This is a genomic window from Shewanella subflava, from assembly GCF_025971955.1.
In the GTDB taxonomy this organism is placed as follows: domain Bacteria; phylum Pseudomonadota; class Gammaproteobacteria; order Enterobacterales; family Shewanellaceae; genus Shewanella; species Shewanella subflava.
This window is the reverse complement of sequence record NZ_JAPDMX010000033.1, coordinates 279,500-292,144: the sequence shown is the minus strand read 5'-3', so window position 1 is coordinate 292,144 and position 12,645 is coordinate 279,500. Positions and strand designations below refer to the sequence as shown.

The window sequence follows — 12,645 nt, the reverse complement described above, 5'->3', positions numbered from 1 at the left end:
GGTTTTTTGTGGTCAATAACGCGCAGCGATTAACGCTTTAAGCCTTCATTTAATAAAGGACGCATTATTTTAACTAATTGAGAGGTAACTTTCGGCGTTCCTGCAACAATGTTGCCTGATACTAAGTAATTATGACCACCGGTAAAATCAGTAACCGTACCGCCAGCTTCACGACAAATTAAGTCACCAGCCGCGATGTCCCAAGGTTTCAAACCGATTTCGAAGAAACCATCTAAACGGCCTGCGGCAACATAGGCTAAATCTAATGCGGCAGAACCTGCGCGACGTAAGTCAGCACATTGCGGGAATACTTCAGCTAAGATTTTCATGTAAGTTTCAGTGTGCTGACGCGATTTAAATGGAAATCCAGTACCAATCATGGTGCTGTCTAATTCATTTACACTGGTTACGCGCATACGGAAATCGTTAATTTTTGCGCCTTTACCGCGAACAGCAGAGAATAACTCTTCACGAACAGGATCATAAATGACGGCGATTTCAGTCACGCCTTTATGTTGTAAGGCAATTGATACCGCGAAATGAGGAATACCACGTACAAAATTGTTGGTACCATCCAAAGGATCGACTATCCATACATAATCTTTATTCTGTCCACGGTTTTCACCGTCTTCTTCACCCACGATAGTGTGATCTGGGTAAGACTTACGAATTTGATATGTGATAGTTGCTTCTGCTTCCTTGTCTACACTAGTAACAAAGTCATTAATTCCTTTGGTACTTACCTCAACACGGTCGAGTTCAGTATAGGCGCGCATAATTGTTTGGCCAGCAGCGCGCGCTGCGCGTGTGGCAATAGTCATCATCGGATGCATAGCAATCCCCTGGATTTTAAAGAACGAGTAAAATAGCGGCGGCATTATACCTTATTCAATAGTTATATCAAATGCAGATTTTCATATAACGATATAAACCGTGCTTGTGTTAACATGCCTCCAATATTTTTTGAACGAAAGTGATGTCATGTTAAGTAATATTCGTGTTGTGCTTGTTGGCACGTCTCATCCTGGAAATATCGGCTCAACTGCACGCGCGATGAAAACCATGGGCTTGTCTAATTTATACCTCGCGGAGCCAAGAGTAGAACCCGATGGTCACTCAATTGCATTGGCAGCAGGTGCCTCTGATATTTTAAAAAATCTTACTACGGTTAACTCATTAGAAGAAGCAATTGCCGATTGTAGCTTAGTGATCGCAACCAGTGCTCGCAGCCGTACCTTAGATTGGCCGATGCTTGATCCTCGTCAGGCGGGTGAAAAGTTATCTCTTGAAAGTATTAAAGGCCCTGTTGCGATTGTATTTGGTCGTGAAAATCATGGTTTAAGTAATGAAGAACTGCAAAAGTGTACTTACCATGTGGCCATTCCGGCTAACCCAGAATACAGCTCACTTAATTTAGCCCAAGCGGTGCAAATTATTTGTTATGAAACCCGTGTGGCACATTTAGCGTTAGGCGAGCAACCTGCACCTGAGGAAGAATACCCTTTAGCAGAGGATTTGGAACGTTTCTTTGTGCATCTAGAGTCGACATTATCTGAAACCGGCTTTGTCATTAAAAACCATCCTGGTAACGTGATGATAAAACTGCGTCGCTTGTTCAGTCGTGCGCGCATTGAAGCACAAGAGATGAATATCTTACGCGGCATCTTAACCTCGATAGACAAGAAAATTGACAAAAAGTAGTGGTGAGTAGGGAGTTCACATGGGCGTGAGATCGAGATTAAAAGAAGATATTGAATCTATCTATCACCGTGATCCGGCGGCAAATAGTACAATTGAAATTTTGCTAAATTATCCTGGGATGCATGCGATTTGGTTGCATCGTATTAGCCATAAGTTGTGGCGAGGAAACTGGCGTTTAACCGCTCGATGCCTATCTACGTTCTCTCGCTGGTTAACGGGGGTTGAAATTCATCCCGGTGCTACGATTGGCAGACGCTTTTTTATCGACCACGGAATGGGAGTTGTTATTGGTGAAACAGCTGAAATTGGCGATGATTGTACCTTGTATCATTCCGTCACTCTAGGCGGCACTACCTGGCAAGCTGGCAAGCGCCATCCAACGCTGGGGAATAATGTGGTCATTGGAGCAGGGGCCAAAATTCTAGGTCCGATAACCATGCATGATGGTGCTCGTGTCGGCTCAAACTCTGTTGTGGTTAAAGATGTCGAAGCCGATCATACCGTAGTTGGTATTCCAGGTCGGGTAGTCGCTACGCCAAGTAAACAATCCAAAGAGAAAGTTGAACGTAGAACCGAAATGGCCAAAAAATATGGTTTTGATGCTTATGCCGTATCTCCGGATAATCCCGATCCGGTTGCCAATGCAATTGGCCAAATGCTTGACCATATGCATTTGATGGATTCAAAGGTACAAGAATTGTGTCAGGCGATACAAACAATGGGAGGCGAGGTCTGTACAGATAAATTACCCGAATTAAATGTGGATGATTTTAATGAAGCAGAGCAAGCCGCTGCAAAAAAACGCCAATTAGAAATTACCGAGTTTGATCCTAGTATTTAAGCGCTTAGGTTGAGTTCACTGGTGTAGTTAATACTTAACTTCACCAGTGTAGATAAATACCCTAATCCTATTCAGATCAAAAAATCAGCTTAATAGGGGAATTATTCCCTTATTGGCATTGAATTTTAAGCCACAAAAAGGTTAAATACGTCAGCTAAATTTATGCCGATTTAGACGTTCTATATACCAATACTTGACCTATTTAGTAGGATTAATACTTGACTAAAATACTCGGGTATGTTCAAATTGCTCCATACTTTTGAGGAGCAGTAACAGGTTATGAAACTTACATCAAAAGGCCGCTATGCAGTAACCGCAATGCTAGACGTTGCTATTCATTCTGCCTCAGGGCCAGTGCCTTTAGCTGATATATCAGAAAGACAGGGCATATCGCTGTCTTATCTTGAACAACTCTTCGCAAAATTACGCAAGCATGGCTTAGTTTCCAGTGTAAGAGGACCAGGCGGTGGATATCGTTTAGGTTTGGAAGCCGATGATATCTCTGTTGGTATGGTTGTCCATGCTGTTGATGAGTCAGTGGATGCCACTCGTTGCCAAGGAAAAGGTAATTGTCAAAGTGGTACACGTTGTTTAACCCATTCGTTATGGGGCGATTTAAGTAAACAAATTTCAGAGTTTTTAAATGGTATTTCACTTGCTGGTTTGATGAACAAAAGGGATGTGCAATTTATCTCTATTAAGCAAGATGAAATGCAGAAGGAACATCGCGTTAGTTTATAACCTTGGGTTTTAAATTAAATGATGTTGATTTAAATATAATTATTATTTGTACGTTGTATGTAGCCTCAACTGAGACTGCTAAGTACGGAGTGTGTTATGAAGCTTCCTATCTATCTAGATTATGCCGCAACAACCCCTGTAGATCCGCGTGTCGCAGAGAAAATGGTCCAACATATGACTATGGACGGAGTATTCGGTAACCCCGCATCTCGTTCACATCGCTATGGTTGGCAAGCTGAAGAGGCAATTGATATTGCCCGTAATCAGGTTGCTGATTTGATTAACGCAGATCATCGTGAAATTGTTTTTACGTCTGGCGCAACTGAATCATCTAACCTTGCTATTAAAGGTATTGCTCATTTCTATCACAAGAAAGGCAAGCACATCATTACCAGCAAAACTGAGCACAAAGCGACATTAGATACATGTCGTCAGTTAGAGCGTGAAGGTTATGAAGTGACTTATTTAGAACCGGATGCCAATGGTATTATTCCGATTTCTCGCCTTGAAGCCGCAATGCGTGACGACACCATTCTTGTCAGCATTATGCACGTGAATAATGAAATTGGCGTGGTACAAGATATCAATACCATAGGCGAGTTATGCCGTGCTAAAGGCATTTTCTTCCACATGGATGCAGCACAAAGTGCTGGTAAATTGCCTTTAGACGTTCAAGAAACCAAAGTAGATTTGATTTCAATTTCTGCTCATAAAATGTATGGACCTAAAGGTATCGGTGCTTTGTATGTGCGCCGTAAGCCACGCATCCGACTAGAATCTCAAATGCATGGTGGTGGTCATGAGCGTGGCATGCGCAGTGGTACATTAGCGACGCATCAGATTGTTGGTTTAGGTGAAGCTGCAGCTATCGCTAAGCAAGATATGCAAGAAGATGGTGCTCGTATCCGCCGTCTACGCGACAAACTTTGGGCGGGTATCAAGCACATTGAAGAAACCTATATTAATGGTGATGTTGCGCAAGGTTACTGTGGAATTTTTAACGTCAGCTTCAACTTTGTTGAAGGTGAATCGTTAATGATGGCCCTAAAAGATTTAGCCGTATCATCAGGTTCAGCTTGTACCTCTGCCAGTTTAGAGCCTAGCTATGTGCTTCGTGCATTAGGCTTAAACGATGAAATGGCACACAGTTCAATCCGCTTTTCAATTGGTCGTTTTACTACCGATGAAGAAATTGAGCATGCAATTAAAGTAATCACTGAATCAATCGACAAATTACGTGAAATGTCGCCACTTTGGGAAATGTTCAAAGATGGTATCGATTTGAACCAAGTTCAATGGGCACATCATTAATGGGCAATAGCCCATTAACACCTATTTGTTAACAGACAGAGATTTTGGAGCAGTATCATGGCTTATAGCGAAAAAGTAATCGATCATTATGAAAATCCACGTAACGTGGGATCTTTCGATAAAAATGACCCGTCAGTAGTGACTGGTATGGTTGGGGCACCAGCATGTGGCGACGTAATGAAGCTGCAACTTAAAATTGGTGCAAACGGCATTATTGAAGATGCTAAATTCAAAACCTATGGTTGTGGTAGTGCCATTGCGTCTAGCTCATTGGTTACTGAATGGGTTAAAGGCAAAACAGTTGATGAAGCGGCGAGCATTAAAAATGCTGATATTGCTGAAGAACTTGCATTGCCACCAGTAAAAATCCATTGCTCTATTTTAGCTGAAGATGCTATTAAAGCGGCAATTGAAGAGTACAAGACCAAACAATCTAAGTAATCCCTGGAGTTAAAGATGGCAATTTCAATGACCCCAGCAGCGGCTGATAGAGTCAGATCTTTTCTCGCAAATCGTGGAAAAGGGCTTGGTTTACGCCTTGGGTTGAGAACATCTGGCTGTTCAGGAATGGCTTACGTGCTTGAGTTTGTAGATGAATTGAATGACGATGATGAGCTATACACCATTGATGGCGTGAATATTATCATCGACGCAAAAAGTTTTATTTATCTACAAGGTATCGAGTTAGATTTTATTAAAGAAGGCCTAAATGAAGGTTTTCAATTTAATAACCCTAACGCCAAAGGTGAGTGTGGTTGCGGTGAAAGTTTTACCGTTTAAGTAACCTATCACTGTGTTTAAAACATGCAAGTATGAATGTTATTGAATGAATTACTTCGAATTGTTTGACCTCGTTCCAGCCTTCGATATTGACACCGCCAACCTTGCAGAGCGCTATCGCGATCTGCAACGGGCGGTGCACCCCGATAAATTTGCTCATGCTTCAGAGCAGCAAAAATTATTATCTGTACAACGTACAGCTCAAGTTAACGATGGTTATCAAACCCTAAAAAGTCCATTGCGACGCGCGGAGCACATGCTGTCATTGCGCGGTATTGATCTTAGCCATGAAACCACCACGATTAAAGATAGCGGTTTTTTGATGCAGCAAATGGAATGGCGGGAAATGTTAGAAGATATCCATGATGCTGTCGAACCACAAGATGCCATAGATACACTTTATGACTCCTTTGCGCGTTACGAAAAATCATTATTTACCCTTTTGAGTCAATTGCTCAGCACAGCTGCAGAAGATGACAATAAGCAAGCGGCAGATCAAATTCGTAAGTTAAAGTTTATGGCAAAATTAAACGATGAACTTGCTCGTATCGAAGATGCACGACTTGATTAATCTAAGGTAGAATTCTGCCTTAGCACTAAGTCACGATTCATCGACTTCGTCTCCGTATTTTTTTGATAAGCCTTTAGGCTTATCTTCAACAAAGTTGGAACACTATGGCACTGTTGCAAATTGCAGAACCTGGCCAAAGCGCCGCACCTCATCAGCACCGTTTAGCTGTGGGTATTGATTTAGGAACCACAAATTCACTTGTTGCGGCAGTAAGAAGTGGCGAGGCAACAACACTCGCAGATGAGAATGGCCAACATTCTCTGCCTTCTGTGGTGCATTATGCTAAAGAATCAATTTTTGTGGGTGATAGCGCTCAAGCTCAATCTGCAATTGACCCACAAAATACCATTGTATCTGTAAAACGTTTCATGGGGCGCAGTTTAAGCGATATTCAAGCTCGCGATACACAGTTAGCTTACCAATTTGAAGCAAGCGAAAATGGTTTACCCGTTTTTGTGACCCAACAGGGTAAAGTGAATCCAGTACAAGTTTCTGCTGAAATTTTAAAGCCTCTGGTAGCGCGCGCTGAAAAAACCTTAGGTGGTGAATTGCAAGGTGTGGTGATCACCGTACCTGCTTATTTTGACGATGCCCAACGTCAAGGTACAAAAGATGCCGCAGAGTTGTTAGGTGTAAAAGTATTGCGCCTACTTAACGAGCCAACCGCAGCAGCGATTGCCTATGGCCTTGACACAAAACAAGAAGGCGTTATTGCTATCTATGATTTAGGTGGTGGTACATTTGACATTTCGATTTTGCGATTAAATCGCGGTGTTTTTGAAGTATTGGCGACTGGCGGTGATTCTGCTTTAGGTGGCGATGATTTCGACCAAATATTAATGGATCATCTTAAGCAAACTTGGCAATTAACTGAGCTTTCAGCACAAGAAGCCCGTCGCCTGCAAATTGAAGCGCGTCGGGTAAAAGAATTGCTCACAACCCACAGCACGGTTAATGCTTGTTTAACCTTTCAAGATAAGCAACTTACTGCTGATGTGACAAAATCTGATTTTGATGGGCTTATTGCTTCATTAGTGAAAAAAACCATCAGCAGTTGCCGTCGAACTTTACGCGATGCGGGTGTTACCATTGATGATGTTATCGAAACCGTTATGGTAGGCGGTTCAACTCGTGTGCCTTTCGTTCGTGAGCAAGTTGAAGCTTTCTTTCAAAAGACCCCATTAACCTCAATCGACCCAGATCGTGTCGTTGCCATAGGTGCGGCAATTCAAGCTGATATTCTAGTGGGCAATAAGCCAGAGTCTGATTTGTTACTGCTGGATGTTATCCCATTATCATTGGGGATTGAGACCATGGGCGGCTTAGTGGAGAAAGTGGTTACCCGTAACACCACTATCCCGGTAGCTCGCGCACAGGAATTTACCACCTTTAAAGATGGTCAAACCGCGATGGCTTTTCATGTTGTGCAAGGTGAGCGTGAGTTAGTGGATGATTGTCGTTCACTTGCCCGTTTTACGCTACAAGGTATCCCTGCATTAGCCGCTGGTGCCGCACATATTCGTGTTACATTTCAGGTTGATGCTGATGGATTATTGAGTGTCACCGCAATGGAGAAATCTACCGAGGTGCAAACCACTATCCAGGTTAAGCCATCTTTTGGTTTGTCAGATACTGAAATCGCGACCATGCTAAAAGATTCAATGAAGCATGCAAAAGAAGATATTACTCGCCGAATGCTAGCGGAACAGAAAGTAGAAGCGGCCAGGGTGATTGAGTCATTAAATGCAGCTTTACAAAAAGATAGTGGATTACTTGCAGCGGATGAGCACGCTCAGTTACAAACAGCGATTGAAAAATTAGCTGCAACTGCCGAAAAAGATGATGTTGATGCAATTGAAAAAGCAATCAGCGATTTAGATGCCCAAACCCAAGATTTTGCGGCAAGACGTATGGACAACTCAATTAAGGCGGCATTAAAGGGCCGTTCTGTTGACAATATATAGGTGACAACATGCCACAATTAGTATTTTTACCCCATGAAGAATTATGTCCAGATGGGGCGGTGCTTGAAGCCGAAGTGGGTGAAACAATTTTAAACGTTGCTTTACGTAATGGCATTCATATTGAGCATGCTTGTGAAAAGTCTTGTGCGTGTACTACTTGTCACTGTATTGTTCGTGAAGGCTTTGACGAGCTTGAAGAAAGTGATGAGTTAGAAGATGACATGCTTGATAAAGCTTGGGGCTTAGAACCTGAAAGCCGTTTATCATGCCAAGCTAAAGTGGTTGATTGTGATTTGGTTATTGAAATACCAAAATACACGGTTAACATGGTAAGTGAAGGCTAATAAGCTAATTAAGTGCCAGCACTGAATGAATAAAAAGAGTAATAACAAATGTTGTTACTCTTTTTTTATATCGGGTTTATGTGTGGTCATTTTTTCTAAGTCTAAAATGCTATTAAAACCTACCAAATAAGAGAACCAGCAGAGATAAAAATACGCTTTATTTGTTGTAGTTCATAGCGGATCTTACTGTTTCGATGAATAGGGTTGGATTTTGTTGGAAAGAAAGTTATTCGCTAGGAACTGAGGGGCTTACAAACTCGATTTTGGACAACAACCGCCTACTGATACATAAACCTTATGCTCAACTTCGTGCAGAGTATGAGCAAATCGTCTTAAGCAGCACTTAAAAAAATCTACCTTAAGGTGTTCACAAACTTAAGGTAGATTTATATTTGGAGGGGCACTACCTAACACATTTTGGGGCGTGCGACGTGAGGTCGTATGAAGCGCTGTTCACCGCTTTTGAGTGAACCATCTGTATCACCAGATGAACCTAGGGCTCTGAATAAAGTAGCGAGCCTGACAATGTAACGAAGATTGGTCATGGACTAATTGGGATCTAAATCGTGAGAGGACGATCCTCCTGATAACCACAAATTGGGTGAGTGCTAGGTAGTCAGTATGATGAACATAAGTGAATCCGCGCAAGGTGCGTTATGTGATGAAACAGCGGAAGTGGTTAATACGCTGTAGCCAAAAGGCATGAGAGTTGGAAAGAGATTGCCCCATGCTCTTTCGTGATCAATACGCTCTCCGCACTATAGCGGGCATCTAACCTGACATTGCGCGACATACGGAACACGGTAAGCCTATATCGCTCCCTTTGGGAAAGCTGATTTGGCCGATAGTGATGTAGGTATAGGAGGTTGGAAAAAGCAAAGGCTGCATTGTAACGATGCAGATACAGACTTGTGTCTGGTCACGAAAGTGAGCCCACTTCCGACTGGTCTCCCGTTGCAAGATAATGTGAAGAACTTTATTCAAGGAGAAACGCAAATGATGATTTCAACAGAGATTAGTGCCTCTCCTGACAGCGAACAATGGCAGTCCATAGACTGGAAATCTGTTGAACCGCATGTATTAAAGCTTCAGATGCGTATTGCAAAGGCAACACGAGAAGGGAAACACGGTAAAGCGAAAGCGTTGCAGTGGATACTGACTCACTCGCGTTCAGCAAAACTTCTTGCTGTTAAGCGTGTATCACAAAATAAAGGCAGTAAAACGCCTGGAATAGACGGTGTTATCTGGAATACAGATACCCGCCGCATGAAAGCAGTAAATCAATTGAGCAGGAAGGCATATCAAGCCAAACCACTCAAGCGTATCTATATCCCCAAAAAGAATGGCAAACTCAGACCTCTTGGTATCCCATGCATGATAGACAGAGCACAACAAGCGCTCCACCTTCTTGCATTAGAGCCTATATCGGAGACGCTTGCCGACCCTAACAGCTATGGATTTAGACCAAATCGTAGCACTGCTGACGCAGTCGATCAGTGCTTCAAATGTTTGGCTCTAAAGAAATCAGCACAATGGGTTCTTGAGGGGGACATCAAATCCTGCTTCGACAAAATCGGGCATCAATGGCTAATTGATAACATCGCCATAGATAAACGAATGTTGGAACAATGGTTAAAGTCTGGTTTTATGGACAAAGGGCTGTTTTATCGTACTGATGAGGGCACGCCACAAGGAGGGGTTATATCCCCCACCTTGATGCTAATGACTCTTGCTGGACTTGAGCAGCGCATAAAGTCTACAGCACTCAAAAAGGGTGCCAGAGCCAACTTTATTGGATACGCCGACGATTTCGTCGTCACCTGCGCCTCAAAGGAAGTGCTCGAGAACGATATCAAACCGTTGATAGCTGATTTCTTAGCGGAAAGAGGCTTAACACTCTCCGAAGAGAAAACGCATATTACCCACATCAACAAGGGTTTTGACTTCTTAGGGTTCAATCATAGGAAGTACAAAGGAAAATTGCTCATCAAACCGAGCAAGTCCAATACCTTGTTGTTCTTGAGTAACCTGCGCGAACTCATCAAAAAGCACGCTACTATCCCTGTTAACGATCTTATCAAACTGATAAATCCAAAACTAAGGGGTTGGGCGAATTATTATCGTCATTGCGTTGCTAAACAAGTATTCGGGTATGTTGGGCACAAACTATTCTATTCGTTATGGCACTGGGCAGTAAGGCGTCACCCAACAAAGTCTAAGACTTGGGTAGCCCTTAAATACTTCATCAACCGAAAAGGCCAATGGCAATTTCACGGTTGGCAGAAGGTCAAGGATATGGATTGCCAATTCAATCTATTCCAAATAGCCAAAGTGCCTATTGAGAGGCATGTGAAAATTCGAAGTGCGGCTATACCATTCGATCCTCAATACCAAGAATACTTGGCTAGGAGAAAATCGAAAAGGCAAGCTCGTAACGCTTGGAATGAACCTGCTCTCACTGCTTTATAAGTTGCTGGGTATCAAACGATACCTTTGTGGAGGCTTGAGCCTAGTGCAGTGAAAGTTGCACGCTGGGTTCTTAGGAGGGCGGCACTTGGTAACAAGTGTCGTCTATCCGACAAAAGCGAGTTGGAGCCGAATGCCCACTTTGGCACGTTGCTAACTGTTAGATTAGATTGAGTCCTGTTAATCGAATCTGACAGATAAATTTAAGCCTTATTCACTTAATGACCAGGAAGGTTCTGAATCAAATGGTGAATAAATAGGTTAACTTGGTATCATGAATAGAGCTGTCGTTGAGGTATTGTTTTACTCTGTCACTTATTTGGTCACAAAAGCTTTTACATGCTATGCATTCGCTTCGAAATTACGTATAATCCGCGCGAATTTTATAAACTAGCTCACATTAAGGAAGCTCGTTATGGCGATCGAACGCACTTTTTCTATTATCAAGCCTGATGCAGTTGCAAAAAACCACATTGGTGCTATCTACAACCGTTTTGAATCTGCAGGTCTTAAGATCATTGCTTCAAAAATGGTTCACCTAACTAAAGAACAAGCTGAAGGCTTCTACGCTGAACACAGCGCACGTCCTTTCTTTGGTGCTTTAGTTTCTTTCATGACATCTGGCCCAATCATGGTTCAGTGTTTAGAAGGTGAAAACGCAGTTTTAGCTAATCGCGAAATCATGGGTGCAACTAACCCAGCTGATGCAGCTCGTGGCACTTTACGTGCAGACTACGCCGCTAGCATTGATGAAAATGCTGTTCACGGTTCAGATGCTTTAGCTTCTGCAGAACGTGAAATTGCTTATTTCTTTAGCGCTGATGAAGTGTGCCCACGCACTCGTTAATCTCTGCTCTAATGAATTAAAGGCGCTTAGGCGCCTTTTTTATTGGGAAAATTTTTTTAACGCTTTTTTGATGATTAAATATTCCAACCTATAGGCTTAAAATTATGACCTTATACCTAGGTGGCCAAACAGATCGTAAATTTGAATGAGTTTTTTAAAGCGACAGTAGAAATATTTAAACATTGTATTCAGTTCTAGCGCATCGTTAAACCTTGCTTTAAATTCATTAGGCGGGCGAGCACCCTAATAGGTTTATCTTTAATAATGCTTTGCTATAAACAGTCTAACTCAGTCAATATTGCAAATTTTAAGTGATACGAAAGGGGTTTGATATGCCTTTGTTATCTGAAGTTAAAGTTACTTAGGGGGCTGGGCATTAATCCCTTTGCCTGGGGTAAAATGTGTTAACTCGAACACAATTCACCTTGCGAAGATCAACAGCGTCTAGTCCAACTATCAATCATTTTATCAAATAAAAGTCATGTAAATGCTGTTCGGCTTAGTAAACAAGGCTCATTTACCCTTGGCAGATTGAATCGCTTATTGTGTTGCCTTATCGACTTTATGTTAAGCACTCAAAATGTCCTTTCATTTATCCTTTTAACGATTTTGTTTCAGTTGTGAAGCAATATTAAGCTTAAGGCCGATAGCTTGGTTGAGTGGTAAAAAAATGACGGGATCTTAACCGGGATAATGGTAACTTTTTCTGCTTCAGTGATTAAATTCTAAGCTAGAGAGTGAATCCTAGCTCCATCAATAAAACCACCGTGCGTTTATTATTTACATCCACATTTTATATTTCAGTTACAAAATGCAACTTTTGAAAATTATTTCATTAATTTTGGTTGTTTTGTGAGCGATTGATTTAAGTCTTTCATGTTTATTTTGTTTGTTTATTGAAGTGTTTGTTAATAATTATGGTTTAAGTTGTGTTTATATTGTTATCTTATTTGTGTATTTATGTTTATGCGTTCTTTTTTATGGTGTTTAATATAAATTAATTTAAAATTAAAATCATTATAAACAGTATGTTACGTTTTTATTAATATGCCCCATGAAAACTAATGCATATATTGTTT

Annotated in this window: 12 protein-coding genes; 11 read left to right on the top strand and 1 reads right to left on the bottom strand. The window is 41.7% G+C overall.

What is annotated here, in order from left to right; translation table 11 throughout:
- Positions 1–29: 29 nt before the first annotated feature.
- Positions 30–833 carry an inositol-1-monophosphatase gene (gene suhB / locus OHT75_RS17040; RefSeq protein ID WP_264728786.1) on the bottom strand — a complete coding sequence of 268 codons (804 nt, stop codon included), beginning with the start codon at positions 831–833 and terminating at the stop codon, positions 30–32.
- Positions 834–981: 148 nt separating this feature from the next.
- On the opposite strand from suhB, the gene trmJ reads away from it, so the two are divergent.
- The 11 genes from trmJ to ndk all read left to right on the top strand — a co-directional run bounded on the left by trmJ (position 982) and on the right by ndk (position 11,566).
- Complete coding sequence (gene trmJ / locus OHT75_RS17035) at positions 982–1,701, top strand: tRNA (cytosine(32)/uridine(32)-2'-O)-methyltransferase TrmJ (protein ID WP_264728784.1); 720 nt, start codon at positions 982–984, stop codon at positions 1,699–1,701.
- Positions 1,702–1,720: 19 nt separating this feature from the next.
- Positions 1,721–2,542 (top strand): serine O-acetyltransferase, encoded by an 822-nt coding sequence (cysE, locus tag OHT75_RS17030; RefSeq protein WP_264728782.1) that lies wholly within the window; start codon positions 1,721–1,723, stop codon positions 2,540–2,542.
- A 279-nt stretch (positions 2,543–2,821) separates the two neighbouring features.
- On the top strand, positions 2,822–3,283 hold the full coding sequence (gene iscR / locus OHT75_RS17025; protein ID WP_264728780.1) for a Fe-S cluster assembly transcriptional regulator IscR: 462 nt from the start codon (positions 2,822–2,824) through the stop codon (positions 3,281–3,283).
- Between the two features lie 96 nt (positions 3,284–3,379).
- Entirely contained in the window at positions 3,380–4,594 is a 1,215-nt protein-coding gene (locus OHT75_RS17020; RefSeq protein ID WP_264728778.1) for an IscS subfamily cysteine desulfurase, read from the top strand.
- Positions 4,595–4,651: 57 nt separating this feature from the next.
- A complete protein-coding gene (gene iscU / locus OHT75_RS17015) occupies positions 4,652–5,035 on the top strand; it encodes a Fe-S cluster assembly scaffold IscU (RefSeq protein ID WP_264728776.1) in 384 nt (127 codons plus the stop codon).
- A 15-nt stretch (positions 5,036–5,050) separates the two neighbouring features.
- Complete coding sequence (gene iscA, locus OHT75_RS17010) at positions 5,051–5,374, top strand: iron-sulfur cluster assembly protein IscA (protein WP_264728774.1); 324 nt, start codon at positions 5,051–5,053, stop codon at positions 5,372–5,374.
- A gap of 46 nt (positions 5,375–5,420) precedes the next feature.
- On the top strand, positions 5,421–5,945 hold the full coding sequence (gene hscB / locus OHT75_RS17005; protein ID WP_264728772.1) for a co-chaperone HscB: 525 nt from the start codon (positions 5,421–5,423) through the stop codon (positions 5,943–5,945).
- 104 nt (positions 5,946–6,049) lie between these two features.
- The gene (hscA, locus tag OHT75_RS17000; RefSeq protein ID WP_264728770.1) at positions 6,050–7,909 is read left to right on the top strand and encodes a Fe-S protein assembly chaperone HscA; all 1,860 of its coding nucleotides are present in this window, start codon (positions 6,050–6,052) and stop codon (positions 7,907–7,909) included.
- Positions 7,910–7,917: 8 nt separating this feature from the next.
- Entirely contained in the window at positions 7,918–8,253 is a 336-nt protein-coding gene (fdx, locus tag OHT75_RS16995) for an ISC system 2Fe-2S type ferredoxin (RefSeq protein WP_167676845.1), read from the top strand.
- 996 nt (positions 8,254–9,249) lie between these two features.
- A complete protein-coding gene (gene ltrA, locus OHT75_RS16990) occupies positions 9,250–10,722 on the top strand; it encodes a group II intron reverse transcriptase/maturase (protein ID WP_188739274.1) in 1,473 nt (490 codons plus the stop codon).
- 412 nt (positions 10,723–11,134) lie between these two features.
- A complete protein-coding gene (ndk, locus tag OHT75_RS16985) occupies positions 11,135–11,566 on the top strand; it encodes a nucleoside-diphosphate kinase (protein ID WP_188843114.1) in 432 nt (143 codons plus the stop codon).
- Positions 11,567–12,645: the final 1,079 nt, after the last annotated feature.

Coding starts and splice junctions, on each gene's coding strand:
- ndk (WP_188843114.1), top strand. CDS start 11,135: ATGGCGATCGAACGCACTTTTTCTATTATCAAGCCTGATGCAGTTGCA.
- ltrA (WP_188739274.1), top strand. CDS start 9,250: ATGATGATTTCAACAGAGATTAGTGCCTCTCCTGACAGCGAACAATGG.
- cysE (WP_264728782.1), top strand. CDS start 1,721: ATGGGCGTGAGATCGAGATTAAAAGAAGATATTGAATCTATCTATCAC.
- fdx (WP_167676845.1), top strand. CDS start 7,918: ATGCCACAATTAGTATTTTTACCCCATGAAGAATTATGTCCAGATGGG.
- suhB (WP_264728786.1), bottom strand. CDS start 833: ATGCATCCGATGATGACTATTGCCACACGCGCAGCGCGCGCTGCTGGC.
- trmJ (WP_264728784.1), top strand. CDS start 982: ATGTTAAGTAATATTCGTGTTGTGCTTGTTGGCACGTCTCATCCTGGA.
- hscA (WP_264728770.1), top strand. CDS start 6,050: ATGGCACTGTTGCAAATTGCAGAACCTGGCCAAAGCGCCGCACCTCAT.
- OHT75_RS17020 (WP_264728778.1), top strand. CDS start 3,380: ATGAAGCTTCCTATCTATCTAGATTATGCCGCAACAACCCCTGTAGAT.
- hscB (WP_264728772.1), top strand. CDS start 5,421: ATGAATTACTTCGAATTGTTTGACCTCGTTCCAGCCTTCGATATTGAC.
- iscA (WP_264728774.1), top strand. CDS start 5,051: ATGGCAATTTCAATGACCCCAGCAGCGGCTGATAGAGTCAGATCTTTT.
- iscU (WP_264728776.1), top strand. CDS start 4,652: ATGGCTTATAGCGAAAAAGTAATCGATCATTATGAAAATCCACGTAAC.
- iscR (WP_264728780.1), top strand. CDS start 2,822: ATGAAACTTACATCAAAAGGCCGCTATGCAGTAACCGCAATGCTAGAC.